This window comes from Virgifigura deserti (genome assembly GCA_003576685.1).
Classification (GTDB): domain Bacteria; phylum Pseudomonadota; class Alphaproteobacteria; order Dongiales; family Dongiaceae; genus Virgifigura; species Virgifigura deserti.
Window position 1 is genome coordinate 177174 of record QOZR01000011.1, and the last position, 26106, is coordinate 203279.

The following is a 26106-nucleotide window of genomic DNA, read 5'->3' on the forward strand; positions in this document are numbered from 1 at the left end:
AGCCCGCAACGATCATCGACGAAGCGATGCTCGATCAACTCAGGCAGTGGGCGCGGACGATCAAATGCGACGTGGTGGCGCTGTGGATCGCTGCGCGAGATCCACGCGTGCCTTGGTACGCGAAAGTATCCGCAGCAGCCGTTGCCGCCTATGCGTTAAGTCCGATCGACCTTATTCCGGATTTCGTGCCAGCACTCGGCTACCTTGACGACATGATAATCGTGCCTCTGGGCATCCTGCTCGTCATATGGATGATCCCGGAGGGTTTAATGGCGGAGTTCCGTGAGGAGGCCGCCAAGCGCGAGGGCAAACCCAAGAGCTATGCCGGGGCCGCCGCCATAGTCCTGCTTTGGGTGATGGCCGCAGCTCTCGCCTTGTGGTGGTTCTGGCCGCGTCTATTCTCCGCCACGGCAGCAGGCGGTCGCGCCGGAACCTAGCCCTTGTAGCCGAGAACCGCGCCATTTGCCCCGGTCCCGTCGAACCAGACGGTCCGGATGTCGCGGAAGCCGAGTTCGTCCAGCCAAGCGCCATACTCGGCCGGCGTGTAGTTCCGCCCCTCCGTCTCGATCAGCATGTTGAGGCTCATCAGCGCCGCTGGGGCCGGGCCGGTCTTCTCGTCGTTCACGAGCAACTCTGTGATGATCACCACCCCACCGCTCGGAAGCGCCTCATGGCACTTGCGCAGGATCTCGCGGTCCTTCGCCTCGCTCCAGTCATGCAGGATCATCGACAGCAGAATGGCGTCATGCCCGCCCGGGAACACCGCATCGGCGAAGAAGTCGCCGGCAGCCACCTCGATGCGGTCGCTCAGCCCAGCCTCCGCGACCTTGCCGGCCGCGATCTCAGTCACGAACGGCAGGTCGTAAACCGTGGCCCGCAGCTGCGGATAGCGCCGGCACAGCTCGATGTCATAGGCCCCGGAGCCGCCGCCGACATCGAGGAGGCGCCGGAAACGGCCGAAATCCATGGCTTCGGCCAGCGCGCGCGCCGTGAAGGTGGAGATCGAGTGCATGGCCTCCCAAAAGAAGGCGAGCATCGCCGGGTCCTCGCCGTCGAACAGCGACGCCTGCCTGTCGGGATCCCAGGTGGTCGGACGGTTGGTGCGGATCGCCTCGGTGAGCTTGCCCCAGCCAGGATACAGACGCTTGTCGAGCATCTTGACGAACCCGCCGAAATAGTAGGGCTTGCCGCGCACGAGGAACTCTTCGGCAAGAGGGCTGTTGCGGTAACGGCTGCCCTCCTTCTCCAGGAGCCCCAGGGCGGCACAGCCGGTGAGCAGCATCTCCGCTGGCCGCGGGTGGATACCCAGGGCCTGCACCAGCTCCTCGCTGGTGATCCCCGCCGTATCCGATAGGCGGGTGAAGAGGTCCAGCTCGTCGGCCGCGGCCAAGGTCTTGAAGGCCCAGAAGCCGGTCGAAAGCTGCATCAGCGGGACAGGCGACAGATTGGAACGGCTCACAGCAGGATCGGGCATCGCATCCTCCATACGGCAATTCACCAGCCCAGATTATCAACTTACGAGGCGGCCGACGAGAATGCAGCCATCCATGCTGCCCATTTCGACGCATCTGGAGGCGCCGAACGGGTTCGAAAACAGCAGCGACTCGGTTCGAGACCGAGTTCAGCTCACGCTGCCATTCCCACGGTCTGTCCGGACGCGCGCGCGGGCTTCTTCGATCTCGCGCTCGCGCAGATAATCCTCGGTCGTGCGCGTCACCGGCCGCGGCGCGCCGGCGAACGGGTCGCCGCGCGCCTCGAACTGGGCGATCACGCGGCAGTCGCTGCACATCTTGATCCGGTCGACGGCGCCGGCATCCTGGAACATCCAATGCTTCTCGGCGAGCTGGCCGACGATCCGCTCGATCGAGCCCTTAGTGCCGAACGGCTTGCCGCAGCGGATGCAGTGGAACGGCTCCTCGGACTTGACGACCAGCGCCTCGCGCGCGGCCGGCGTGAAGTTCAGACGCGGCTCGAGCGCGATGACCTTCTCCGGGCACGTGGCCTTGCACAACCCGCATTGCACGCAGGCATCCTCCTGGAAGCGCAGCTCCGGCCGCTCCGGATTGTCCTGCAGGGCGCCGGTCGGGCAGGCGCTGACGCAGGCGAGACAGAGGGTGCAGCCCTCGGTATCGACCTTGACCGTGCCGAAAGGCGCTTGCGGCGGCAGCGGCAGAAGATCGACCGGCTCCGGCGCCACGCTGTGAAGATGTTCCAACGCAAGCCGGATCAAACTCCGCTTGCCGCCCATCGGGAGGAACGATCCCGCCGGCGCCGGTTCGACGGCCGGCAACTCGTAGAGCGCACGTTCAATCGCGTCGGGATCAACCTCGCTCATCACATCGATGCGGCCGCTGCCGAAGCCGAGCCCGACCATCGCCGTCTCCGCCAAGCTGGCTTGCGCGGCCAGGCCATCGAGCTCGTCCCGCTTCTCCGGCCCGACCAGAATCACCATCTGCGCCGCGCCATAGGCCAGGGCCGTCGACAGGAACTCGAATCCCAGCTGCGTCACCTCATTGACGGCGAAGGGCAGAACATTCGCCGGCAGGCCCCGGCCGTACCGGGCCATCAGCGCGACCGTGTCCTCGCCGCGTGCGTCATGGACGAGCAGCACCGCCCGCCGTCCGCCCGCCTCGGCATAGGTGGCGAGCAGGGTTCGCACCCGGTCGAGCAGCGCCGTCGCCGGTGGCAGCGCATAATCCGCGGCGCCGGTCGGGCAGACGCTGTGACAGGCGCCGCAGCCGCCGCAGACGAACGGATCGATCGCGACCGTATCGCCGGCGGGCTGAATCGCCGAGGTGGGGCAGACGTCGAGGCAGCGGGTGCAGCCGGTCTTGCGGCTGCGCGAATGGGCGCAGAGCTCGGCATGGAACGTGACATAGCGCGGCTTCTCGAACTCGCCCACCATGTCGGCGAGCTGAAACAGCGTGCGTTGCACGGCCGCCGGGTTCTTCGGGTCCGGCCGGAAATAGCCGTCCCGCCGCTCGCCTCCCGGGAACAGCGGCGCGCCGCCGGTCAAATCGAGGATCAGATCGCACTGCGATGCCGCGCCGTCGCGCGGCGCCTCGAAGGCGATGCTGCGGCGCGACGAAACGACGAGCGGCGCATAGCCGTTCACGACGATTTCGAAGGCACCCAGATGGCCCTTGGCCGCAGCGATGGTGCCGGTGAAGATCGGCACGTCCATCACCCGCGGCGGCAGGATGTCTTCGGGCTGCGACAGCAGGACCGTGACATCCAGCCGCCCGGCCAATTGCCGGGCCGCTTCGATCGCCGTCTCGTCCCGGCCATAGATCAGGCAGGTGCCTTCGGAGCGCATGGTGACGCTGGTCGTGTCCGGCATGTCCAGCGCGGCCTCGGCCAGCAACGCCGCCATCTTCGGCAGCGCCTTGGCTCCCTCGTCCGACCAGCCGGCCCGCTCCCGGATGTTGGTGTAGGTGATCGTTGCATCCGGTGCCGTGTCCTGCGCGATCTCGTCGAACAGCGGCGCTTCCTGGGTGCAGGCGACCAGCAGCGGCCGGCCTTCGGCCAGCGCATCGCGGAACCGGTCGATCTCGGCGCGGCAGAGCTGCCTGCTCGGCTCGGCCGACCCGGCGCTGCCGCAGGCCTTGGCGAGGCCCTTGCCGTCGAGCGTCATCGTCCGTTCGCAATTGCAGACGAGAACCCGCCTGCCGTTGAACTCCATCTAAACTCTCCTTCGGTTTCGCCGCCGGTCCCTGGTGACGCCGGCCGCCCGGCTCTTGTTGATATTATCGCCGGAATTGACAATTGTGCCACAAGAGACGGCATTACCAGTAGGCCATGGCGAAGAACGAAAGCATGCGGGTCGGCGTCGTCGTCGAGCGACGCAAGATCGACCATCCCTGGCAGGAGTACGCTTGGCGGCCTGTCGCCGTCGTTCCCGGCGCGCCGTCGACCGATGGATGGCGACTCCTTCACGAGGAGGGCGAGCGTGCGCGGTATCTTGCCGGCGGTCTCAGCATCGAGCTATTCCCCGGCGAGACTGGGGGCTATCGCCACAATCTTTCGCAGAAGGTGCCGGTCGTCTTCGTCATTCTTCGCAGTGGTGATGACGAGAGCGGGCCGCCCTTCAAGCCGTTCCATACGACAGTCTGTCCCTACGAAGCGGAAGAGTATCTGGATGGCGGCGACGACACGGTGGAAGCTGTTCCCATGCCGGAGGCCATTGCAGCATGGGTCGGCGCCTATGTCGCGGCCTATCATCGGGATGTTCCCTTCAAGAAGCGCAAGCGCAAGCCGCACCGCGCGCGCGGCGATGGTTCTGGCGGATTAGGCCTTGAGGATACGGAGGGCGGAAGCGATGACTGAGGAGCGTCAGGGCTTTCTCGAGCGATGGTCGCGTCTCAAGCAGGCGCGCGGCGCCGGCGATTCATCAGCGGAACCGAAGACCGCGCCGCCGGAAGAGCAAGCGGTGCCGGCCACGGCAGAGACTGGCGAAGGAGAGGCGGCTGCCGATCAAGGCAGCAACCCACCGGACTTGCCGCCGATCGAGAGTCTCGATAAGGACTCCGACTTCACCGCATTCATGAAGGAGGGGATCCCGGAGGAAACGAAGCGCCTCGCCTTGCGCACGCTGTGGCGGAGTGATCCCGTCCTCGCCAATCTCGACGGACTCCTCGAATATGGCGAGGATTTCAGTGCTCCCTGGAAGACGACCGGGGTCGTGGCGACCGTCTATCGGGTGGGGAAGGGTATGCCCGATCTGCTCGAGCGGCTCGCCAAGGAGGTGGAGGACGGAGACGCTCCGAAGGGGGAGGAGGAGGTGACGTCGCAGGCGGCCTTGTGCATCCGCGAAGAAACTCCCGTGCCAGATAACGCGAGCGAGGCTTCCCGCGACGTCGAAACCGCAGACAAGGAAGGGTCGGAGGAAACGCCCTCGCAGTCATGAAATTTTCCGATTTTATGATGCGTTGCACAAATTCCGTCTGTGACTAATCCGCTGAATTTGAGTGGACGGCAAATAGAGGTTGGGTTAACCTTTGCATAAGCAAGTGCGGATAAAAAATTCAGGGCTTCTGCGTCGTTTCTGGGAGGAGTGTGGCCATAAAAATGGCCAAGGTACGTACGTCAAGTGCCGCGGCAGCGGCTGTCTCGCCGGATATGGATCTTTCGGAAGAGGATTCGCTGCGGGCGCAATTCTATAAGTTTCTTGCGCGGTTTCTGGCAGCGCCGCCTGATGATTGGGTGCTGAATTTCGCAGCCAACCTCCAGGGCGACGAGACGCCGCTTGGGCAGGCGCTGAACAGCTTGGCGCGAATCGCTGCCAAGACGGCGCCGGCTGTGGCCCGCAACGAGTATCACGTCCTGTTCATCGGCCTCGGGCGCGGGGAGCTGGTTCCCTTCGGCTCCTACTATCTGACCGGCTTCCTGAACGAGAAGCCGCTCGCCAAGTTGCGCGGGGACATGGCCGCCCTCGGCCTCGCGCGCGCCGACCACGTAAAGGAGCCGGAGGACCATATCGCCAGCCTGTGCGAAATCATGGCGGGATTGATCACCGGCGAGTTCGGGTGCGCCCGGACTCTCGAGGAGCAGCGGGCCTTCTTCCGAGCTCACCTCCTGCCCTGGGCGGGACGGTTCTTCGAGAATCTGGAAGCGGCCGAGTCGGCTGTTCTCTATGCACCGGTCGGAACACTCGGCCGGCTGTTCATCGCGGTCGAGGAGACTGCATTCGAGATGGAAGCATAAGGCTCGCCCTATGAAACCTCGCAAGTCGGAGGATGGAGCAATGAAGAAGGATAAGGACCTGCAATCGACCCCGCGCCGCGATTTCCTGAAGCTCGCGGGGCTCGGCACCGTCGCGGGCGCGGCGGCAGTCGCAGGCGCCCCCGAGGCTGCCGAGGCGGCAGCGCCGGAGGAAGCAAAGCCGGGCTATCAAGAAACCGAACATGTTAAGAGGTTCTACAGCCTTGCTCGGTTCTAACGATCCGGTGCCGACTGTCCAAACCATGAACCTGAATAAGGCAGGAGAAGGCAATGCTTAGGAAGCGAACCAATGGCGTTGCGAGCGGTCCGAGGCTGTCGCGGACGGTCGCGGGGCTCACCGGCGGCACGATCGACCGGCGGACCTTCTTCCGACGATCCGGGCTCGCGGCGGGCGGCCTTGCCGCCGCATCGACCCTCGGCGCCGGGATGGTGAAGAGCGCGTCGGCGCAAACGGCGGCGGGCGGCGACATCAAGCAGATCAAATCGGTCTGCACCCATTGCTCCGTCGGCTGCACCGTGATCGCCGAAGTCCAGAACGGTGTCTGGATCGGGCAGGAGCCGGGCTTCGACAGCCCGTTCAACCTCGGGGCGCACTGCGCCAAGGGCGCCTCGGTGCGTGAGCACGCCCATGGCGAGCGCCGGTTGAAGTACCCGATGAAGATGGTCGACGGAAAATATCAGCGGATCTCGTGGGAGCAGGCGATCCAGGAGATCGGCGACAAGCTGCTAGAGATCCGCGAGAAGAATGGCCCGGATTCGGTCTACTGGATGGGTGGCTCCAAGCACAGCAACGAAGGCGCCTACCTGTATCGCAAGTTCACGGCGTTCTGGGGCACGAACAACACCGATAACCAGGCCCGCATCTGTCATTCCACTACGGTCGCCGGCGTCGCCAATACCTGGGGGTACGGCGCCATGACCAACAGCTACAACGACATGCACAATTCGCGGTCGATGTTCTTCATCGGCAGCAACGCCGCCGAAGCTCATCCGGTCGCGATGTTCCACATCCTGAAGGCGAAGGAGCAGAACAACGCGCCGCTAATCGTCTGCGATCCGCGCTTCACCCGCACCGCCGCCCACGCCGACGAGTATGTCCGGTTCCGGTCGGGCACCGACGTGCCGGTGATCTGGGGCATTCTCTGGCACATCTTCGAGAATGGCTGGGAAGACAAGGAATATATCCGCCAGCGCGTCTGGGGCATGGACGAGATCCGGGCCGAGGTGGCGAAGTGGACTCCCGAGGAGGTCGAGCGCGTCAGCGGCGTCCCGGGATCGCAGCTCGAGCGCGTGGCGCGGACGATGGCCAACAACCGCCCTGGCACGCTGGTGTGGTGCATGGGCGCCACGCAGCATCACTCGGCCAACAACAACATTCGTGCCTACTGCGCGCTTCAGCTCGCGCTGGGCAATGTCGGCGTTGCCGGTGGCGGCACCAACATCTTCCGCGGACATGACAATGTGCAGGGGGCGACCGATCTCGGCCCGATACCCGACAGCCTGCCAGGCTATTACGGCGTCGCCGAAGGGGCCTGGAAGCACTGGGCGCGCGTCTGGGACGTCGATCACGACTACCTGCTGAGCCGTTTCACCTCCAAGGAGCTGATGGAGACGAAGGGCATTCCCGAATCGCGCTGGTTCGACGGGGTGCTCGAGGCGAAGGAGAATCTCGATCAGCCGGACACCCTTCACGCCATGGTCTATATGGGCCATGCGCCGAACTCGCAGACACGTCAGCCGGACCTGAAGAAGGCGATGGAGCAGCTTGACCTGCTGGTCGTCATCGATCCCTATCCGACGGTGTCGGCAGTGCTGCACGACCGCAAGGACAACACCTACCTCTTGCCAGCGGCGACGCAGTTCGAGACTTCCGGCTCGGTGACGGCGTCCAACCGCTCGCTCCAGTGGCGGGATAAGGTCTTCGATCCGATCTTCGAGGCCAAGACGGATCATGAGATCCTTTATCTCTTCGCCCAGAAATTCGGCTTCGCCGACGAGATGTTCAAGCACATCCCGGTCAATGGCACCGAGCCCTCGATCGAGGACATTACTCGCGAGTTCAACCGCGGCACCTGGACGATCGGCTATACCGGCCAGTCGCCGGAACGCATCAAGCTGCATATGGCAAATCAGCATACCTTCGACCCGACGACGCTGCGGGCGGTCGGAGGGCCGTGCGACGGAGATATCTACGGCATGCCGTGGCCGTGCTGGGGCACGCCGGAGATGAAGCATCCGGGCACCCCCATCCTGTACGATCCATCGCAGCCGGTGGCGAAGGGCGGCCTTACCTTCCGCGCCCGTTTCGGTGTCGAGCGGGACGGCGAGAACCTGCTTGCCGAAGGCTCCTACGCTCAGGGGTCCGAGATCGAGGACGGCTATCCCGAGTTCACGATGGCGATGCTCCAGAAGCTCGGCTGGGACAAGGACCTCACGCCCGAGGAGATGGAGGTCATTCGGAAGGTCGGCGGCAACAAAGTGGCTGCAGTGAACTGGAAGACCGATCTTTCGGGCGGCATCCAGCGGGTGGCAATCATGCATGGCTGCGCGCCCTTCGGAAATGCCAAGGCCCGGACCGTGGTGTGGAACTTCCCCGATCCGGTCCCGATCCATCGCGAGCCCTTGTATACGCCGCGACGCGATCTCGTGGCGGATTACCCGACCTACGACGACACGAAATCGTGGCGTGTGCCGACCCTCTACAAGTCCATCCAGGAGAAGGATTTCGCGAAGGACTTTCCGATCATCCTCACCTCCGGCCGGTTGGTCGAATATGAGGGCGGCGGCGACGAGACCCGCTCGAATCCGTGGCTGGCCGAACTTCAGCAGGATATGTTCGTCGAGATCAACCCGTTCGACGCCAACTCGAACGGAATCAAGGACGGCAGCATGGTCTGGGTGTATGGGCCGGAAGGTGCCAGGGCACGGGTCATGGCGATGGTGACCGAACGGGTCGGCCGTGGCGTGGCGTTCATGCCGTTCCATTTCGGCGGCCATTTCCAGGGCAAAGATCTGCGGTCCAAATATCCTGAAGGCGCCGATCCGTACGTGCTCGGCGAGGCGGTGAACACGGTCACCACTTACGGCTACGACTCCGTCACGCAGATGCAGGAGTCGAAGACCACCCTTTGTCGCATCGAACCGGCCTGAGGAGTCGAGCCATGGCACGGATGAAGTTTCTTTGCGACGCCGAGCGCTGCATCGAGTGCAACGCCTGCGTCACCGCTTGCAAGAACGAGCATGAGGTTCCCTGGGGCGTGAACCGCCGCCGCGTCGTTACGATCAACGACGGCAAACCCGGCGAACGGTCGATCTCGGTCGCCTGCATGCACTGCTCCGACGCGCCCTGTATGGCCGTCTGCCCGGTCGACTGCTTCTATCAGACGGCGGAAGGCGTGGTGCTGCATTCCAAGGACCTGTGCATCGGCTGCGGCTATTGTTTCTACGCCTGTCCCTTCGGGGCGCCGCAATACCCACAGGCCGGCAATTTCGGCAGCCGCGGCAAAATGGACAAGTGCACCTTCTGTGCCGGCGGTCCCGAGGAGGCCAACAGCGAGGCGGAGTTCCAGAAGTACGGCCGCAACCGGCTGGCCGAGGGCAAGCTGCCGCTTTGCGCCGAGATGTGCTCGACCAAGGCGCTGCTCGCCGGCGATGGAGACGTCGTTTCGGACATCTATCGCGAGCGTGTGGTGGCGCGGGGCTTCGGTTCGGGCGCGTGGGGCTGGGGCACCGCCTATGAAATAAAGGCCGGCGGCTGAGGTCGATCCTCGTCGGTCTTGCGGAGCATGAAGGAGGTGTGGGTGGTCGAAAGACGGTCGCTTCTGGTCGGCCTGTGTGCCCTGGTCGCCGGTGCGGCGCTTCAAGGCTGTCGGAAGGAAGAGCAGGATCGTGTCCTGTATTTCGACAAGGGGACCTATCTTGGAAAGTCCGATGAGCCGCTGACGGAGGAGCAGGTCAAAGCCCTCCGTCAACGCGCTTCCGGTCAAGTGATGTAAGCACGGGAAATCCTGTCATGCAGAAGAACCGACGGTTTGCGGCCGGCCTCGCCACGGCCCTGACGATCTTCGCGCTCGCTTGCCTGGTGGTTGCGGCGGTCGCTGGCTCCTTGGACTTCGCCAACCCGGCATTGGCGCAGCAGGAGGGGCAGGTCCCGGGCAATACGCTCGGCGGCAATAGCGATGCGGACATCTGGCGCGCCATTCGTCAGGGCGAGCAGGGCACGGTATCGATTCCGAATGAGCAGGCCGGGGTTCTGGTCCAGTCGGAGGGCGAGAACTGGCGGTCCATCCGCAACGGCCCCCTGTCGGTTTACGGTGTCTGGGCGATGCTCGGCATCATCGCGCTGCTCGCGCTTTTCTTCGCATTGCGCGGGCGGATTCGGATCGAGCATGGTCGCAGCGGGCGCGTGGTCGAGCGGTTCAACTTCATCGAACGCTTCGCCCATTGGCTGACTGCCGGGTCGTTCGTCGTCCTGGCCCTCACCGGGCTCAACATGCTCTATGGGCGCTATGTCGTTCTGCCGCTGCTTGGGCCGGAGATCTTCTCCGCGATCACCCTGGCCGGGAAATACGCGCACAATTATCTTGCCTTTGCCTTCATGGCGGGGCTGGTACTGATCTTCGTCCTCTGGATTCGTGACAACATTCCCGACCGCACCGACGCGAAATGGGTGGCGGCGGGCGGCGGCATGTTCCGCAAGGGCGTTCATCCTCCGGCCAAGCGGTTCAATGCCGGCCAGAAGATCGTGTTCTGGCTCGTCATTCTCGGTGGGCTGTCCGTCAGCTTGTCCGGTATCGCGCTGCTGTTCCCCTTCGAGTTCTCGATGTTCTCGAAGACCTTCGCCTTCTTCAACCTATTCGGCTTCGACCTGCCAGCCAACCTCACGCCGATGCAGGAGATGCAGCTCTCCCATATCTGGCATGGGATCATCGGCCTGCTGCTGATCGCCGTGATCATCGCCCACATCTATATCGGGACGATCGGCATGGAGGGCGCATTCGATGCCATGGGCAGCGGCATGGTCGACGAGAATTGGGCGCGCGAGCATCACAGCCTGTGGGTTGATGAGCTCGAGCGGAAACCCTCCTCCCAGCCGTCTCCCCCGGCCCGCGCCGCAGGTGGCGACGACTGACGGGATAGGAACCGGCGGAGATGCGCGGGACCGGCGGACCGATGCTCGGGGCGTTTGGACCCTTGTCGCGATTGGCACGGCCGACCGGAGCCGGATTGGCAGGACCGACCGCGATGGCGGTTATTGTCCTGACCCTTGCATCAAGTCTTGTATCGGCCGCGCACGCTGCGGAGCGGCTGTCGCGGGATGAGATCGCCGCAAAGGTTGCTGAGACCTATGGTGTCGAGGTGCTTCGCCTGCGCGATGCGAAGGTGGATGGCCGCGCGGCCTATGCGGTAACTGTGATGAATCCCGACGGAAACTCGAACGCGGCATTTCAGGTGAGCACGTTGCTGGTCGATGCCGCAACGGGCGCGCTGATTCCCACCTTCCGGCATGGCGCCTCCGGCTATGACCATCCGGGCGGCGCGACGTATGAAACCGGCGTTGAAGGCACGGGCCCCACGATGCGGCAGCGAAGCCTGACGGATTGAGCGGCGCTGTACTCAGTGAAATTTCCACGGCCGGAACGGTAGGGCGGCGGTCGCGTTTGTCTTCTGTAACTGCGTCCAAAGATCATGCGCCTGCGCCTTCTATCGCTTCTCGTGCTGCTTCTCGCTGCCGCTCCGGTCAAGGCAGAGCTTGCCGGCCACGGTGGCGCCGTGAAGGGGATCGCCGTGTCGCCGGACGGTCGGCGCGTGCTCACGGCAAGCTTCGACTACAGCCTGATCCTGTGGGACCTGGAGAGCCAGCGCCCGCTCGCTCGTCTCCTCGGCCACGATGCGCCGGTGAACGCGGTCACGTTTCTCCCGGACGGCCGGCATGCGGTGACTGGCAGCGACGACGGCACCGTGGGCCTGTGGGATCTCGAGGAGACGCGGCTGACGGATCGCTTCCGCGGCCATGAGGGAAAAGTCGCAGCGGTCGCCGTTTCGCCCGACGGCCGGCTTGCCGCCTCTGCCGGCTGGGACCGCACCGTGCGCATCTGGGATCTTGTCGCCCGCCGCGCGCTTCTGGTCCTCGAGGGCCATGCCAATAATGTCAACGCCGTGACCTTCTCCGCGGACGGCACGCGTCTGATCAGCGGTGACTATGACGGCGTGATCCGCGTGTGGGACGTGGCGGAAGGCACCGAGCGGAAAGTCATTACCGGGCATGATTTCAGCGTGAACATGCTGGCGGCGGTTCCGGGAAGCAGTTCCGTCGTCTCCGTGTCGATCGACGAGTCGGTCCGGCTGTGGGACGTCGAGGCGGGCCGCGAGATTGCCGAGATGGTCGGGCATGAAGGGCCGGTGCTCTCCATCGCGGCATCGGCGGACGGCCGGCGAGTGGCATCCGGCGGAATCGATGGCAGGCTTCGGGTCTGGGAGCTGGCGGAACAGCGGACGGTCGGCGGGGTCGAACTACGGACCGGCCCGATCTGGGCGATCGCATTCGCGCCGGATGGAAAGACGCTCCTGTCGGCCGCGGGCGATACGGTGCGCGTCTGGGACATAGCGGCGGATGGCGAGATCGGTGTTGCCGGTAATGACGCAGTCGCGGCGGCCGGAAATCCGAGCGGAGATACGAGCAATGCGGGCCGCGGGGCCCGCGTGTTCCGAAAATGCGTCGCTTGCCACAGCGTCACCGCGGACGACGGAAACAAGGCCGGGCCGACGCTGTACAGCCTGTTCGGCCGGCGTGCCGGTGCCTTGCCCGGCTATCCCTATTCGGACGCCCTGCGCGAGAGCGGCGTGGTCTGGACCGAGGAGACTGTCGATAAGCTGTTCGAGGTTGGGCCGGACGTGCTGACGCCGGGATCGAAAATGCCGCTGCAGCGAATGCCCGATCCGCATGACCGGGCGGATCTGATCCGGTATCTTAAGCGCGTGACCGAGCCGAACGCCGAGGACTGAGGCGTCGGGCTTCGGGTGATGAAGGAGGGGGGGAAGATGAAGGCATTCTTGAGCAGCATCGCTGTTACGGTCGCGATTGCCGTGGTCGCGGCGCTCATTCTGACGTCTCTCGACTGGAGTACGGCCGAAATCTATCAGTCGTCGCACGACAGCGTTCGTCTGTGACTCTTGGTCGGGGTTCAAGCGGGTTGCCATGGCCTTGGCCGATGTTCGGACAACGGCCCGGGAGGGGGCGGGCGGATGTGGTATTGCAGCATCCGTCCCGCAGAGGTCAGGCGATATCCCCTTCCGCAGGATTCGCGGTTGCGCTAGAACTCGCCCTGCTCGACGGAGCAGCCCTCTTCCATTTGAGTAGAGTCGATGAATCAAAAAGAACTGATCGAGAAGATTTCCAAGAAGACCGGTTGGACGGCGAAGGACTCCAAGCTCGCCCTCGACGCCGTCACCGAGAACATCGGCGCGGCCCTCGCCAAGGGCGATACGGTGCGGACGGCGATTGGCACCTTCTCGATGAACAAGCGCCCGGCCCGAACGGGCCGCAATCCGAAGACCGGCGAATCCATCAAGATCAAGGCCAGCAAGAATGTCCGCTTCCGGCTTGCCAAGCCGATCAAGGACAAGCTCAACAAGCGCTGAGGCCTTTAGCGGCTCGTTAGCGTTTCGGCAGCAGGGTCTGACCCGTCGACGATCCTCATGTCCCGGTTCCGATCCTGTTGCGGCCGCCCCGCCGAAGGGCTCGCCGCTCGCTTCCGGGATCTGGTCGGCGGCCCGTTCTACCAGGTAAAACGATAGGATGCGCTCAACACCGTTCCCTGCGCTGCCAAGCGGCTGCTGTTGTTGCCGCTCCGCAGAAGTTGCGAAAAGGGCGTGTGGTACTGGGTGTTGAACAGGTTCTCGACGCCGAGCCTGAGCGTACCTGGGCCGACATCGAAGGCGCTGATCAGGTCGACGACCGCGAAGTCGTCGACCGGCTGACCGCCGAATCCGACGCCGGCTTCGGCCGCCCGGTCGCGCTCTCCTGAATAGAGCAGCTGAAGCCGGTTGCGCCACCATGGCCGCGGGTCGTACTCGACATAGCTGGTCACCTTGACCGGCGGAATCCGGAAGCCGTTGAGCGGTGTGAAATCGTCATCCAGGTCCGGATCGCTCTCGCCCTCAGTCCAGGTGAACGTGCCGCCGACCTGCCATTGATCGCTCAATTGCGCATCGAGCGTGGCCTCCACGCCGTAGACACGCTCTGGTGCTCGGACCATGGTCGTCGTGAAGCCCGCCGAGCTTACACCTAGATCGGACTCATTGTAGAAGCCGGCCAGCGAAGCCTGGATCGCCGTCCAGGTGCCGCGCACGCCGACCTCGTATTCATCGACCTTGACCGGCTCCAGGAGCGAGTCTGCAATGGAAAAGCCGGTCGGTGCGCCCCGCAACCCAAGACCGAGATCCGGCAGAGAAAACCCCTGTGAGAAATTGGCGTAGAGATCGATAGCCTCAGTCGCGTAGAACACCGCCCCGGCATTGTAGACGGTGTCCGAGTAATCGACCGAGCCGCCCTCGATGGCGTTACCTTGGCCCAAGGTCACGAAGTCATCGACTTCGGCGCGGATGCGTTCATGCCGAAGGCCGGTGCGGAGCACCCAACGCCCGCCGAGTGCCCATTCGAGCTGCGCGAACAGACCCACGCTGTCATGCGTGATCGGTGGAACGAATGTGCGGTCGTCGGTCTGCTCGAAGATCAAGCCGCCGCTTCCGTCGAACGCCGTCGGATCGAAGATGGCGGCCGGCTGCTCGCTGACCTCGTGCTCGTAGTCAACGCCCCACAGGACGGTCAGGTCCTCATCGTCCAGCATGGAAACCGGCGTCTCGATATTGAGGCGTCCGCCCGCCGCCTCGGATTCCAGGCGGGTCTGCGCGATGTTGTTCCAAATGCCGAAAGCACGACCATCGAAAGGGAAGAAGCGAGTAAAATAATCGCGGTAGTAGATCTGTCCGTGCAGCCGGCTGCCGAGTACGTCCGCATGGCTGTAACCCAGGTTCAACAGCAGGTTGCGGGTTTCTGGCTGATCCTCCAGGGCCAGCCCTTTGAGCGCCCGGGCCTTGGTCGCGCCATCCGGCAGGGCATTGACGGACGGGTCGGAGACGAAATCGGTGTTCTGTTCGGCATCGAAGTAGTTGACCGTGGCTTCCAGGCGCTGGTCGCCGACATCGAAGCCGGTCTTCCCAAGAATGTTGAACTCGTCGGTATCGGAGAAATCGCCCTGGCTCAGCTCCGGTGGAATCCGATCTCCGTCGGCGTCGTAGAACGCGCCCGTGGTCTCGGCCGACAGGTTGAGCAGGTAGTCGACCCGGCCTTGGCGCCCGGCGATATTCTGCTCGATATAGCCGCCCAGACCGTCTCTGTCCGGATTGCTCAGCGACGTGCGGCCGCCGAACTCGGTCGTGAAACGAGGCTCGTCACTGTCCGGCTTGCGGGTGATGATGTTGATGACGCCGCCCGCGGCGCCGTTGCCGTATATTGCCGTTGCGCCGCGGATGACCTCGATCCGCTCGACCGCCGCGGCATTGATCGTCGTGAGGTCGCGCGAGACATCGCGGTTGGTGTTCTGCGGCACACCGTCGATCAGCACTAGCACGGTCCGACCGCGCAGCGTCTGGCCGAAAATGGTATTGGTTTCGCTGCTCGTCGCCAAGCCAGGCACGAGTTGCCCGAGCATCTCGCTGAGGCTCTCCGTCACTTGTGATTGCTCTTCAATATCCTGACGCGTGATCACGGTGACCGCGCCGGGAATCGAGGCGGTCGTCTCGATGCTGCGGGTTGCCGAAACGACGACCGGGTCGAGCTGAAGCACATCGTCCGTGGGTTCCGCTTGTCCATGCGTGGCCCCGGTCGAACCCAGCACAACGAGCGAGGTTGTCGCCAACAGAACGGCAGCCCGCCGGGCCACCGCCTTTCCAAGAGTCTGATTCATCCCGTTTTGCCCCCTGACTGAGATCGCAACGTGCCCACGCGAATAGTTGTGCGAATGGTTCGCAGTCGCAGTAACAGATCGTGGCGCTGTTGTCCATGTCCGATGCTCCGAAAAAGGTGGTCCACTAGCGCCACGCTGCGGCCGAGCGCTCAATCGAGGGGACTTAGGGGTGGATCGGGGGAACTCGCCGGCGGTCTGCGGCCCAGCTATGCGCAAGCGACGTTAGGCGCGTTGGGATATGCCTCAACCTGCGATGCCCAGTGCTTGGCTTCCTCCTAAGCGCTGAAAGCGTCACGCCGGAGTCAGGGCCGGTCGGACATGTTCGGCTTGCAGGGGAGCGTCACGGTGACCATCGTTCCGACGTCCGGGGTGCTTTCAATCTCCAGGCGGCCACCATGCAGTTCGCTCAAGGTCTTTGCGAGCGGAAGCCCCAGGCCGGTCCCCTCATATTTCCGCGCGAGCGAATTGTCGGTTTGGCGAAAGGGCTGGAGCGCGAGGTCGATCTCGTCCGCCCTCATTCCGACTCCGGTATCGGCGATCCGGATGCGCATGGCCCGCCCATCGGACGTCACGGCAATGTGCACAGTCCCGCCGGCCGGCGTGAACTTGACCGCGTTCGATAGCAGATTGAGCACGATCTGCTTCAACCGCGTCTCGTCCGCTTGCAATGGCGGCAGGTCGGTGGGCAGGTCGACGAGGAGCGTGACGCCCTTGTCCTGTGCACGGCTGCGGACCAAGGCGACGCAGGCGTCGATTGCCTGCGGCAGGTCGACCACCTCGAGCGAGAGCTCGATACGCCCCATCTCCACCTTGGACAGATCGAGAATGTCGTTGACGACCTGAAGCAGGTGCCGGCCCGAAGCATGAATGTCGCGCACATAGCTTCGCTGCTTCTCGGACATCTCGCCGAACTTGCCGCTCGTCAGCAATTCCGAGAAGCCAATGATCGCGTTGAGCGGCGTGCGCAGCTCGTGGCTCATATTGGCAAGAAATTCGGACTTGGTCCGGTTGGCGAGCTCGGCCTGCACCTTCGTCTCTCGCAGGGCGGCCTCCGCCAGCTTGCGGTCCGTGATGTCGGTCATGGCGCCGGTCATGCTGACCGGCTGACCGGTATCGTCCTCGAACAGCTTTCCGCGTTCCGCCAGCCAGCGAACGGCGCCGTCCGCACGGACGATGCGGTAATCCATCGCCAAGTCGACGGCCTCATGCGCGCAGCGCCGGGTCTCCTGAGCAACGGCTGCGCGATCGTCGGGATGGACGCGTCCGAGATACTGCGCGAAGCTGGTGATCTCGCCTGGCGCCGCTCCGAGCAGGCGCTCCAGGCTTTCGTCGATCTCCAGGGCATCCGTTCGGACGTCCCAGCTATAGGTGCCGGTGGAGGAGGCGAGAAGCGCTGCATTCAGCCGCTTGTCGCGTTCGCGCAGGGCCCGTTCGGCTTCTTTCAGTTCCGTGATGTCCTGAAGGGTGCCCATCCAGTAATGGACCGTGCCGTCCTCGCGCCGCACCAGCTCGGCAACGTCGCGCACAATGCGAATCGCCCCGTCGGCGCGAGCGATCTGATATTCGAGCGACCAACTGTCCGTCTTGCCGTCGAGCGCCTCCTCAAGATGCTTATTCAGGCGTTGGCGGTCGGCCGGATGGACGAACCGTTCGAGATAATCGGCGTTCGGGATCGCCAGCTCCGAAGGATCGACGCCGAAGATCGCCGCCGCCGCGGGCGAATAGTCGTAAGTACCGTCGCGCCACGACGACGCGCTTTCCGGCTTCCACGTCCAATGGCCGATCTTGGCGATGGCCTGGGCGTGCCGAAGCTGCCGTTCGCTCCGCGACAGCCGTTCCTCCGCCCGTTTGCGCTCGGTGATATCGGCGACCATGCCGAGGGTGCCGGCGAACTGGCCGCTCTCGTCATAGCTCGGGCTGACGCTGACGATGGTCCAAAGGTCGGAGCCGTCCTTCCGCTTGAACCGGCGCTCGAATTGTTCGGAGATGCCTTGCTGACGCCTAGTCCAGTGACGGCGAGCGTCCTGGCGCACCGATTCGTCCATGAAATCGAACATCGGCCGACCGAACATCTCGTGGATCCCGAAGCCGAGCATTTCGGTCATGTGCCGGTTCACATAGGTCGTTCGCGCATCGGCATCGAGGACCCATACGCCCTCATGCGCCGTCTCGACGATGCGCCGGAACCGCTCCGCCCCTTCCCGGATCGCGGCCTCCGCCTCGCGCTGTGCGGTCAGGTCCGTTCCGGTTCCCCGATAGCCGCGAAACCGGCCCTCGGAATCGAAGAGGGGACGCCCGCTGGCGCGATAGTGGCGGAGTCGGCCGGTTTCGTCGGTGAACGCATACTCGAAGTTCCGGAATGGCCGATGGGCCTCCAGATCCTCTATGTGCTGGCGCCACTTGGGGTTGTCAGTGTCGGCTGCCGCATAGTCCCAGCGTGTTTGTCCGATCGCTGGCTCCTCGTTCCTCACCGGGTCCGCGAACGTCCCCGGACGCGGGTTGGAGAAATAGGTGAAGCGGAATTGCTCGTCCATCTCCCACAGCCAATCGGAAGCGATCTCGGCAAAGGCCTGGAAGCGCCGCTCGGCTGCCCGGGCCGCTTCGAGGAGGCGCATATTCTCCACCGCGACGGCAGCCATCTGCGCGAGTTGAACGAGAATGGCTTCATCCTCGGCGCTGAAGCCGTCCTCATATCTGTCGGAGAGTTGGATCAGGCCGAGACTCTTTCCGTCCCGGTTGATCAATGGTGCCGCCAGCAAGCCTCGCGTCGGCGGTGGCTGGTTGCTGCCCAAGCCATTCCATTCCGGATGTCCCTCCGGCGCCGCCTGGATCGCGGGAGCCGGCGGCACGGGCTGATCGCCGGGCGTCACGCTGATGAACGCATGATGCGCGCCGATGAGGGCGCGCGCTCCCTCGGTCACCTGTCTGAGCGCTTCATCGACCGAGGTGGCGCTGTTGATCCGGGTTGCCGTACCGGCGAGGCGGCCGAGCTTGGTCGCGGATCTCGTCGCCAAAGCCTTTGTCTGACGCTTCTCCAGCTCGCTCATCACCAGCGCGGCCAGCGCCGTCAGTCCGGTTTCATCCGCGAGTGTCAGCGGCTTGCGCGGTCCCCGATCCATGATACAGATCGTGCCGATCGCGAGTCCGTCATCGGTGTGCAGCGGGGCTCCGGCATAGAACCGGATGCCGGACGCCGCCCTTACGAGCGGGCTGTCGGCGAACCGGGCATCCTTGCCGGCATCCGGCACGATCAGCACACCCGGTCCGCGGATGGCATGGTCGCAGAAAGAGCCCTGTCGCGGCGACTCGGCAATCTCGACGCCTAGGCGCGATTTCGACCAACAGCGCCGGTCATCGATGAAGTTGACGAGCGCGATTGGCGCCTGGAACATCTGCGCGGCAAAACGCGTGGCTGCGTCGAAGGCCGGCTCGGGCCCGGTATCGAGAATCTCGTAGGATTTGAGTCTGATCAGGCGGCGGCGCTCGGCATCGGCATCGTCCATGCCATTCCCTGTCTACGCTTTCGCCGCACCGTGGCACTTTCCCGCATGGCATTGCTTCTCTCGCCGCGAGTAGGCCGGAACGGCGGATGGTCGGGAGCGTGACCCGCCGACTGCAGATCGCAGGTCTCCTCAAGCAAAGAGGGCGGATGGGGCGTCAAGTAAGGCATCTGATCATTTGGAACATCGGGGTCTAGGCGGTCTTGACGGCCGAGAGGAATTCGGTCACCTGAGCGGTCATATCCTCGGCGTGGCGGGACAGTTCACCGGCCGCGCCGAGCACCTGACTCGCCGCTGCCCCGGTATCGGTTGCGGCTTGCTTGACACCGGCGATGTTGCTCGAGACTTCCTCGGTGCCGGCCGCGGCCTGCTGCACGTTGCGGGCGATCTCCTGCGTTGCGGCACCCTGCTCTTCGACCGCCGAGGCGATCGCGGCCGCGATCTCGCTGATCTCGCCGATCGTTTCTCCGATTCCCCGAATGGCTTCGACGGCCTGCTTCGTCGCATCCTGGATCTGCGAGATCTGCCCGGCGATCTCCTCCGTGGCCTTGGATGTCTGATTGGCCAGCGTCTTCACTTCGGATGCGACCACGGCGAAGCCTTTCCCGGTTTCGCCGGCCCGTGCGGCCTCGATCGTCGCGTTGAGCGCAAGGAGATTGGTCTGGTTCGCGATGTCCTGAATGAGATTCACAACCTCGCCGATCTTCTGGGCCCCCTCCGCCAGGACCTGAACGGTGCCATTCGTACGCCGCGCATCCTCCACCGCCTGCCCGGCGATTCGGGCGGATTGCGACACTTGGCGACCGATCTCGGAGATGGAGGACGACAGTTCCTCAGCCGCCGTTGCAACCGTTTGCACATTGACGGAAGCCTCTTCGGCGGCCGCGGCCACGGAAACCGATTGCTGATTCGTCTGATCTGCCGTTGCCGTCATCGACCGTGCAGTCGCCTGCATTTCCGTTGCCGCCGATGAGAGTGAGCCGACCAAATCGCCGACCTTCGCCTCGAAGGCCCGGGTCAGCTCGTCCATCACCTGCGCCCGTCTTTCCTTGCTGATCCGCTCTTGGGCCTGCTGCGCCTCGAGTTGCTCCCGCTGGATGCCGTTTTCCTTGAAGATCTGCACCGCCTGCGCCATCTCGCCGATCTCGTCGCGCCGCGCGCGATCGGGCACGTCCACCGACGAATCGCCGCCGGCGAGTGTGGTCATGATCCGGGTCAGACGCACGACCGGCTGCGAAATCGCCCGGCCGACCATGACTGCCGAGAGAATGGAAAGCAGCGCGGCTCCGATGACGAGGATCACGAGAGTGTTGCGTGCCGTTGCCATGCCCGCCAGCATGTCCGCGACGATGCTTGTCCGACGTTCCTGCAACCCGTCGCTCAGGGCTTCGAACTGCGCTCGCAGGATTTCGAACTGCTTGTTGGTATCCCCCATCATCATGACGCCATAGGCGGCGTCCAGCTGCGCCATCTCGATCGTCTCCGCGGCGCCTTCGGAATAGGCCTTGAACGTGGTTTCCGCCGCCGCGACCCGCTCCTGCCCCGTGGGGTCGTTCGACAGGGCTCCTGTCAACTCCTCTAGCATGGCCTGATTCTGCTCGAGCAGGGGAGTAAGCGCGGCAGCCTCCACCGCAAGCCTTTCCTTGTCGGTTTCATTCGCCGCCGTGGAGATGAGGGCGAACAGGCGGGCATGGAACAGTGTCGTGGCGTCCTTCAGTTCCATCGCATCGCGCAGCGGCTCGAAGACGTGATTGTCCAACCGTTGGGTCGCAGTCTGCTGTTCGTTGGCGTTGAAGGTCGCCAGGATCGCCATCAGGAGCAGCGCGAGCAGGACAACGCCCGGAGCGATCAGGACTTTGATCGAGAGACGGAGATCATTGAATTTTTGCATGGGGCGGACCGCCTTTTGGCGCATAAGCAGGGTAGGTTCCGTTCGGTTATCGGTTGTCGACGTCGGAGACGGCCCCGGCCTCCGCCGGAACCGTCCCGCGCCGTCGGACATCAGCCTTTAAAATAGCCGGAGCCGCACACCGTCTTATCGTCGACCTTCATGACGTAGGCGGACTTCGCCTCGACCTTCTTGCTGACTGGGTTCGGCCATTTGAAGTCGAGCCAGCCTGTGCCCTGCGACATGCCGAGCTTGATGATCTCGGCATTGACCTGGACGCCGTCCGGATCCTTCACGTCGAGCAGGTTCTTGCCGACGAAGGCCGGATTGCCGCCATGAGCCACGTTGGTGCCGTCCTTCTCGTAGCAGAACATGTAAAGCTCGCCATCGACGAACCCGCCGTCCTTCCGACTGAAATCGGCGAACGCCTGTTTCTTGCCGACGGCCTTGATGTGTGCGACGGCGTTCTCGGCGAAAGCCTTCGCCTCCGCCGCGCTATTCGCGGCAGCCGGCACGGCCATTGCGGAAACGAGCAGCGCTGCCATGAAAGCGGCGGACACGCCGGACAGCGTCTTGTTGTGATGTCGCATGAACATGATTTTTCCCATAGAATATTTCAGCGGCAAAATCATCGATAGGCAGGAAAACCCTGGCCCTCAGGATGTAATATGTCCTGTCTTGTTAAAGAGCGACTAACAAATTTCTACAGTTTGTCTCTAAGTTTTTGGTGTTCGGCTTGGCGTGGTTCCGGTGCCTTGCGTTGGGGATCGCCAGCGGCGCGACTCCGCATTCCTGCTGACGCATAGCGTGGACTGGCCCTGCTGAGCGCTCTTCGAAGCAGTATCGCCTCGATCAAAGCGTTTTGGCCGAAGGGACGGCGTGGGAACTCTCGGGCGCGGCTCACGTTTTTCAGGGAGGTATAGGAGAAGCGGAGCGCCCGCGATGATGCAGCGATGTCTGTCGCAGCAGGAGTTTGTATTGAACGTCAGGTCTGGCGAGCCGCCTCCCGATTCGCCTGGACAACCCCCCGGCGATCCTCCCGGCGAACCGCTACGGCCGCCCACCCCGCCCGAGCCGTTGCGGCCGCCCACCCCGCCCGAGCCGTTACGGCCGCCGACTCCGGCCGAGCCTGCACGCCCTCCGATGCCGGGCGAGCCGATCTGGCCGCCACCGACTGATTAAAGCAGCAATCTGTCGCACCCCCATGCCGTTGACCGGACGGCTACCGACTCCTATGGTCCGGCCGGTTCCCTCCTGTGACGGTTGCAGTCGTTGCTTCCCGATATCGGCGATGGAACCTTTAGAGCGCGATCCGATCAGGTTGGATCAACCTGATCGGTGAATCGCCCTCTTACTTAAATGGTTAGAGGCTGATTCACCGATCACAGCGGTTCGGTGTGATCGGATCAGACTCCAGGGCCTGCCGCCATCGTTGAACAGGCTGCCGCGGCGAGGGGGAGAGGATGCGGACGCGAATTGCTGCACTTGCGCTGAGTTTGACGTTAGGATTTTCCGCCGAGGTGATCGGACAGGAGGCCCACGTCGGCGATCTGGTCGTCGAGGACCCCTGGGCCCGGGCCACTGCGAGTCCGGCGATGCCGGGCGCGGCCTATCTGAAGGTCGAGAACCACGGAGCCGCTGCCGACACGCTCATCGCGGTCGCGAGCCCGGTTGCCGAACGCGCGGAACTGCATAGGAGCGAAGCGGAAGACGGCGTGATGAAGATGCGATCCGTGGAGGCGATCAAGGTCGCGCCGGGCGCACCCGTGATCTTCGCGCCGGGTGGTCTGCACATCATGCTGCATGGTCTGAAGCAGCCGCTGACGGAGGGGAGTCGCTTTCCGCTCGCCTTGACGTTCGAGAAGGCCGGATCGGTGACCGTCGAGGTCGTGGTCCGACCGCTGGGTGCGATGGGGCCTGTGCCTGGGCATTCACCTGAGCATTCACATTAACGCGAAGCCGAAAGGCGGAGTCCGAGCAGAACTCGGACCCGCAGGGCTTCGATGCAGATCCTGCCGCTTTTGGCCGTCCGGTTGATTGCCGTCAGAATGAGGGTGCAGGCACGAATGGCAGGATGGTATCGACGATACTCGGAATGGCGGTCTGCGGAGCCGCGGCGGTGATGCCCGGAGCGAGCGACGGCGGCTGCGCGTTTGACAGATCCTGGGAAAGGCCGGACAGGCCACCCTGCAGGCCGGTCGTCAGCTCGGCCCGCGGTCCTGCCGTCGCGGCATCGACCTTCGCCTTGTTGGCCCTTTGCTCCGGCGTCATCGTTTCCTCGATATAGGGTTCGATAAGCGCCACCGAGGGCGGTATGGCCGTGATCGCCCCGAGCGCTTCGTCGGATACGAGCGGTCCGGGCGGAATCTCGAGCGTTACGCTGTCCGCGTCGAGCGGCGGAACCTTAAGATCCGCAGACATTGCCGTCGCGGCAAATAAAATCGCAAGAAGAGCGCTTCCGCTGCCGGCTGCTAACGGTTTCACGGCGCTTGGCTTCGTCATGGCGACCTCCCGAATTCATTCAGGTGATCTTGTCAGTCGGAACCGGCCCCACGTCGATGACCATATTGCGGCGCATCCGCAAAAGCAATTGCAATCGCCAACCACTATATGGCCGGCGGACCAAACATGACGAAAGATTAATGTCGAGGAGAGCGGCCGGAAAGGTGCTGCATGCTAGAGATTGAATCATCGTCGTTGATCTTTCGCTTAGAGAGCGGTGCGGCGTTGCCTCCAAGGCCGCACCGCCTTCAGCATTCGAAAGCTCCTTATCCCGCTTCAGTTTGTCATACGCGTTTCGGATGTTTCGGCGCTTCCGAATAGGATGGTGAGGGCCAAGTCATTCTCGCTTCGCCGGAGCTAATGACTCGTGCTATTGTTGTTTCTATTCGAGGGGATCGGTCGAGAAAACGGCGATGTTCGCGAATTTCATCCTGTCCACCGGTCGATGCGGTACCCAGTGGCTGGCGAAGCATCTCGATGCCACCTTCGGCGACCGCCTCACCGTCGTCCACGAGCCGCTCTATATCCGCTATTTGCCGCGGCAACTCCTTCATGTCCGGGATCCCGCCAAGTCCGACAATGCGCAGTTGATCCTCGGGCATGTTGAGAAGATCGAGCAGCAGCTTACAACTCGGCCCTATATCGAATGCGGTTGGGAATGCTACAGCGCGCTTGCCTATTTCGCCGATCGCTTCGATGGCCGCATTCGCATCGTCCATCTTACACGGCATCCGGTTCCCACCGCCTGTTCCATGGTCTCGCACCGATATTATTGCTTGCCGCCACGGCCAGATCAGCTGACGGAGAAGGCGCTGCTGACTCCGTTCGATGTCGGCATCCGGTTCGTCGAGTATCGTTCGCAGTGGGAGAAGCTGGAGCCGTTCGAGAAATGCCTGTTTTTCTGGACTGAAATCAATTCGCTGGGATTGCGGCTCGAGCGGACGCTCGACGTGCAATGGCTGCGGCTGCGCAGCGAGGAGCTGTTTCACGGCGACGGGCTTGGCCGGCTGCTGGATTTCCTCGAGCTGCCGCATCGTGACGAGATCTATGAGGCGCGCGGCCGGCGGCAGGACGCCTACAGCTTCAAGACGGAGCTCAATCTGAATGTGGCGGCGATCAGCCAGCATCCCCGCGTGATGGCGATCGCCGAAGCGCTCGGCTATGACCCACTTCAAGTGAATGAGGAGGAGATTCGCGGCCGCTATAGCGTCTGATCACCGAGGCAGGCGGAACCGAAAAGCAGGACGGCCCGGGCGTGAGACAGGATCGATTGTGATGGCGAGGCCCGTTGGATGAGGCAAGAGCAGGATCACCGGTTCTTCATATCGCGGAACGAGGAACTCGGAGCGGTTGCGACGACCGACCCCCAGTTTCCGACTTATGTCGAGATGCTGTTCTCCGTTGCCGATGCGCGAGCCAAGTCCGGGAAGATGACGGAGGCCGAGGCGATCTATCGGCAGATCGCGACGCTCGATCCGGAAGAGGCGAGGCCTCACTTCGAGCTCGGTCGGCTGTTGAGGCAGCAGGGTAAGCATGCGGCGGCGGCGGTCGCCTATCGCAATGCCATCGCGATCAAGCCGGCGTTGGCCGCGGCCCATTTCGATCTCGGCGATTGCCTGCGCCAAATGGGGCGTCTCGAAGAAGCCGTCGAGTCCTATCGCATGGCGATCATACATCAGCCAGGGAATGCGGAGGCTGCCTACCATCTCGGCATCGTCCTGCAGGCGCTCGGCCGCACCGATGAGGCGGTGGAGGCCTACAGTCAGGCGACGGCTCTCAAGCCGGATCATGCCGAGGCCCACAACAATCTCGGCACGTCGCTCAAGGCGCTCGACCGCCTGCACGAGGCGGTCGCCGCGTTGCACCGGGCAATTCGGATCAATCCGACCTACGCCGACGCGTTTCATAATTTGGGCAATGTGTTGAAGCTCGGGGGAGAACCCGCGAAGGCGGAGCGAGCGTACCGCCACGCCCTCACGATCGACCCCATGCATCTCAAGGCGCTGAGTGCTCTTGCGGATGTTCTCCGGGAACAAGGCAAGCTGGAGGAGGCGAGGGGCTGTCTGGAGCGCATCCTCGCGGTCAAGCCGGACGATCCTCTGGTCTTAGCCACTCTCTGCTTCATCAAGGAAATTCTCTGCGATTGGCGGGACCGCGACGCGGAGTTCGCGCGGCTGATGGAGATCACCAATCGGCAGCTCGCCGCAGGAGAGCGGACGGCGCTCACCTCCTTCTGCGCACTCTCGCGCCCGCTTTCGGAGGCGCAGCATCTCGCGATCGCCCGGAGCTGGGCGCAGGAGGCGGAGCGCAAGATGGCTCCGCTTCGTCGGTCCTTAGGGTTTTCGTTCACTCGATATCCGCGTGATCGGCTGCGGATCGGCTATCTGTCGAGCGATTTCTATAATCATGCCACGGCGCATCTGATTCAGGGTCTGTTCGGGCTGCACGACCGGGACGGGTTCGAGGTGTTCGTCTACTCCTACGGCAAGGACGACGGCTCGAGCTACCGTCGGCGGATCGCCGCCGA

General features: G+C 63.7%; 23 protein-coding genes. 16 read left to right on the top strand and 7 right to left on the bottom strand.

Features of this window, described 5'->3' with window-relative positions; genetic code table 11:
* Window positions 1–26 precede the first annotated feature (26 nt).
* Window positions 27–437 (top strand): YkvA family protein, encoded by a 411-nt coding sequence (locus tag DT069_RS19045; protein WP_119461915.1) that lies wholly within the window; start codon window positions 27–29, stop codon window positions 435–437.
* Here the strand turns inward: DT069_RS19045 and DT069_RS19050 are convergent.
* Window positions 434–1474, bottom strand: coding sequence for a methyltransferase (locus tag DT069_RS19050; protein ID WP_425450371.1), 1041 nt, complete (start codon window positions 1472–1474; stop codon window positions 434–436). The genes DT069_RS19045 and DT069_RS19050 overlap by 4 nt on opposite strands.
* A 147-nt stretch (window positions 1475–1621) precedes the next feature.
* Window positions 1622–3682: a 4Fe-4S binding protein gene (locus tag DT069_RS19055; RefSeq protein WP_119461916.1), complete on the bottom strand. Its 2061-nt coding sequence runs from the start codon at window positions 3680–3682 to the stop codon at window positions 1622–1624.
* Window positions 3683–3798: 116 nt separating this feature from the next.
* On the opposite strand from DT069_RS19055, the gene DT069_RS19060 reads away from it, so the two are divergent.
* The 12 genes from DT069_RS19060 to DT069_RS19110 all read left to right on the top strand — a co-directional run bounded on the left by DT069_RS19060 (window position 3799) and on the right by DT069_RS19110 (window position 13362).
* Window positions 3799–4326, top strand: coding sequence for a DUF3305 domain-containing protein (locus tag DT069_RS19060; protein ID WP_119461917.1), 528 nt, complete (start codon window positions 3799–3801; stop codon window positions 4324–4326).
* Window positions 4319–4906, top strand: coding sequence for a DUF3306 domain-containing protein (locus DT069_RS19065; RefSeq protein WP_119461918.1), 588 nt, complete (start codon window positions 4319–4321; stop codon window positions 4904–4906). Before DT069_RS19060 ends, DT069_RS19065 begins: the two co-directional genes overlap by 8 nt.
* Window positions 4907–5067: 161 nt before the next feature.
* On the top strand, window positions 5068–5703 hold the full coding sequence (locus tag DT069_RS19070) for a TorD/DmsD family molecular chaperone (protein WP_119461919.1): 636 nt from the start codon (window positions 5068–5070) through the stop codon (window positions 5701–5703).
* 40 nt (window positions 5704–5743) lie between these two features.
* Complete coding sequence (locus DT069_RS19075) at window positions 5744–5938, top strand: twin-arginine translocation signal domain-containing protein (protein ID WP_119461920.1); 195 nt, start codon at window positions 5744–5746, stop codon at window positions 5936–5938.
* 53 nt (window positions 5939–5991) lie between these two features.
* Window positions 5992–8871 (top strand): formate dehydrogenase subunit alpha, encoded by a 2880-nt coding sequence (locus DT069_RS19080; protein ID WP_119461921.1) that lies wholly within the window; start codon window positions 5992–5994, stop codon window positions 8869–8871.
* A gap of 11 nt (window positions 8872–8882) precedes the next feature.
* The gene (fdh3B, locus tag DT069_RS19085) at window positions 8883–9479 is read left to right on the top strand and encodes a formate dehydrogenase FDH3 subunit beta (protein WP_119461922.1); all 597 of its coding nucleotides are present in this window, start codon (window positions 8883–8885) and stop codon (window positions 9477–9479) included.
* Between the two features lie 42 nt (window positions 9480–9521).
* Window positions 9522–9716, top strand: coding sequence for a hypothetical protein (locus DT069_RS19090; protein ID WP_162913291.1), 195 nt, complete (start codon window positions 9522–9524; stop codon window positions 9714–9716).
* A 17-nt stretch (window positions 9717–9733) separates the two neighbouring features.
* Complete coding sequence (locus DT069_RS19095) at window positions 9734–10852, top strand: formate dehydrogenase subunit gamma (protein ID WP_119461924.1); 1119 nt, start codon at window positions 9734–9736, stop codon at window positions 10850–10852.
* Between the two features lie 113 nt (window positions 10853–10965).
* Complete coding sequence (locus DT069_RS19100) at window positions 10966–11325, top strand: PepSY domain-containing protein (RefSeq protein ID WP_162913292.1); 360 nt, start codon at window positions 10966–10968, stop codon at window positions 11323–11325.
* An 84-nt stretch (window positions 11326–11409) separates the two neighbouring features.
* On the top strand, window positions 11410–12726 hold the full coding sequence (locus DT069_RS19105; protein WP_119461926.1) for a c-type cytochrome: 1317 nt from the start codon (window positions 11410–11412) through the stop codon (window positions 12724–12726).
* Window positions 12727–12762: 36 nt separating this feature from the next.
* A complete protein-coding gene (locus DT069_RS25040; protein ID WP_425450372.1) occupies window positions 12763–12891 on the top strand; it encodes a hypothetical protein in 129 nt (42 codons plus the stop codon).
* A gap of 195 nt (window positions 12892–13086) precedes the next feature.
* A complete protein-coding gene (locus tag DT069_RS19110; RefSeq protein WP_119461927.1) occupies window positions 13087–13362 on the top strand; it encodes an HU family DNA-binding protein in 276 nt (91 codons plus the stop codon).
* Between the two features lie 137 nt (window positions 13363–13499).
* Here the strand turns inward: DT069_RS19110 and DT069_RS19115 are convergent, their stop codons facing one another.
* The 4 genes from DT069_RS19115 to DT069_RS19130 all read right to left on the bottom strand — a co-directional run bounded on the left by DT069_RS19115 (window position 13500) and on the right by DT069_RS19130 (window position 21673).
* Entirely contained in the window at window positions 13500–15689 is a 2190-nt protein-coding gene (locus tag DT069_RS19115; RefSeq protein ID WP_119461928.1) for a TonB-dependent receptor, read from the bottom strand.
* A gap of 302 nt (window positions 15690–15991) precedes the next feature.
* Complete coding sequence (locus DT069_RS19120) at window positions 15992–19192, bottom strand: PAS domain S-box protein (RefSeq protein ID WP_119461929.1); 3201 nt, start codon at window positions 19190–19192, stop codon at window positions 15992–15994.
* Between the two features lie 190 nt (window positions 19193–19382).
* Window positions 19383–21080, bottom strand: a complete 1698-nt coding sequence (locus DT069_RS19125; RefSeq protein WP_425450373.1) for a methyl-accepting chemotaxis protein — start codon at window positions 21078–21080, stop codon at window positions 19383–19385.
* Window positions 21081–21190: 110 nt separating this feature from the next.
* Window positions 21191–21673: a cache domain-containing protein gene (locus tag DT069_RS19130; RefSeq protein ID WP_162913293.1), complete on the bottom strand. Its 483-nt coding sequence runs from the start codon at window positions 21671–21673 to the stop codon at window positions 21191–21193.
* An 867-nt stretch (window positions 21674–22540) separates the two neighbouring features.
* Between DT069_RS19130 and DT069_RS19135 the strand changes: the two genes are divergently transcribed.
* Window positions 22541–23029: a copper chaperone PCu(A)C gene (locus DT069_RS19135; RefSeq protein WP_119461931.1), complete on the top strand. Its 489-nt coding sequence runs from the start codon at window positions 22541–22543 to the stop codon at window positions 23027–23029.
* Between the two features lie 91 nt (window positions 23030–23120).
* Here the strand turns inward: DT069_RS19135 and DT069_RS19140 are convergent, their stop codons facing one another.
* The gene (locus DT069_RS19140) at window positions 23121–23498 is read right to left on the bottom strand and encodes a hypothetical protein (RefSeq protein ID WP_119461932.1); all 378 of its coding nucleotides are present in this window, start codon (window positions 23496–23498) and stop codon (window positions 23121–23123) included.
* 494 nt (window positions 23499–23992) lie between these two features.
* On the opposite strand from DT069_RS19140, the gene DT069_RS19145 reads away from it, so the two are divergent.
* Window positions 23993–24793, top strand: a complete 801-nt coding sequence (locus tag DT069_RS19145; protein WP_119461933.1) for a hypothetical protein — start codon at window positions 23993–23995, stop codon at window positions 24791–24793.
* A 78-nt stretch (window positions 24794–24871) separates the two neighbouring features.
* Window positions 24872–26106: tetratricopeptide repeat protein (locus tag DT069_RS19150; protein WP_119461934.1), on the top strand; the 1235-nt coding region annotated here is incomplete at its 3' end.

Excerpts from the sequence above, each read along its gene's own strand:
- DT069_RS19130 (WP_162913293.1), bottom strand. The coding sequence starts at position 21,673 with ATGTTCATGCGACATCACAACAAGACGCTGTCCGGCGTGTCCGCCGCT.
- DT069_RS19105 (WP_119461926.1), top strand. The coding sequence starts at position 11,410 with ATGCGCCTGCGCCTTCTATCGCTTCTCGTGCTGCTTCTCGCTGCCGCT.
- DT069_RS19075 (WP_119461920.1), top strand. The coding sequence starts at position 5,744 with ATGAAGAAGGATAAGGACCTGCAATCGACCCCGCGCCGCGATTTCCTG.
- DT069_RS19120 (WP_119461929.1), bottom strand. The coding sequence starts at position 19,192 with ATGGACGATGCCGATGCCGAGCGCCGCCGCCTGATCAGACTCAAATCC.
- DT069_RS19110 (WP_119461927.1), top strand. The coding sequence starts at position 13,087 with ATGAATCAAAAAGAACTGATCGAGAAGATTTCCAAGAAGACCGGTTGG.
- DT069_RS19145 (WP_119461933.1), top strand. The coding sequence starts at position 23,993 with ATGTTCGCGAATTTCATCCTGTCCACCGGTCGATGCGGTACCCAGTGG.
- fdh3B (WP_119461922.1), top strand. The coding sequence starts at position 8,883 with ATGGCACGGATGAAGTTTCTTTGCGACGCCGAGCGCTGCATCGAGTGC.
- DT069_RS19060 (WP_119461917.1), top strand. The coding sequence starts at position 3,799 with ATGGCGAAGAACGAAAGCATGCGGGTCGGCGTCGTCGTCGAGCGACGC.
- DT069_RS19100 (WP_162913292.1), top strand. The coding sequence starts at position 10,966 with ATGGCGGTTATTGTCCTGACCCTTGCATCAAGTCTTGTATCGGCCGCG.
- DT069_RS19135 (WP_119461931.1), top strand. The coding sequence starts at position 22,541 with ATGCGGACGCGAATTGCTGCACTTGCGCTGAGTTTGACGTTAGGATTT.
- DT069_RS19080 (WP_119461921.1), top strand. The coding sequence starts at position 5,992 with ATGCTTAGGAAGCGAACCAATGGCGTTGCGAGCGGTCCGAGGCTGTCG.
- DT069_RS19095 (WP_119461924.1), top strand. The coding sequence starts at position 9,734 with ATGCAGAAGAACCGACGGTTTGCGGCCGGCCTCGCCACGGCCCTGACG.
- DT069_RS19125 (WP_425450373.1), bottom strand. The coding sequence starts at position 21,080 with ATGCAAAAATTCAATGATCTCCGTCTCTCGATCAAAGTCCTGATCGCT.
- DT069_RS19050 (WP_425450371.1), bottom strand. The coding sequence starts at position 1,474 with ATGCCCGATCCTGCTGTGAGCCGTTCCAATCTGTCGCCTGTCCCGCTG.
- DT069_RS19065 (WP_119461918.1), top strand. The coding sequence starts at position 4,319 with ATGACTGAGGAGCGTCAGGGCTTTCTCGAGCGATGGTCGCGTCTCAAG.
- DT069_RS19070 (WP_119461919.1), top strand. The coding sequence starts at position 5,068 with ATGGCCAAGGTACGTACGTCAAGTGCCGCGGCAGCGGCTGTCTCGCCG.
- DT069_RS19055 (WP_119461916.1), bottom strand. The coding sequence starts at position 3,682 with ATGGAGTTCAACGGCAGGCGGGTTCTCGTCTGCAATTGCGAACGGACG.
- DT069_RS19045 (WP_119461915.1), top strand. The coding sequence starts at position 27 with ATGCTCGATCAACTCAGGCAGTGGGCGCGGACGATCAAATGCGACGTG.
- DT069_RS19115 (WP_119461928.1), bottom strand. The coding sequence starts at position 15,689 with ATGAATCAGACTCTTGGAAAGGCGGTGGCCCGGCGGGCTGCCGTTCTG.
- DT069_RS25040 (WP_425450372.1), top strand. The coding sequence starts at position 12,763 with ATGAAGGCATTCTTGAGCAGCATCGCTGTTACGGTCGCGATTGCCGTG.
- DT069_RS19140 (WP_119461932.1), bottom strand. The coding sequence starts at position 23,498 with ATGTCTGCGGATCTTAAGGTTCCGCCGCTCGACGCGGACAGCGTAACG.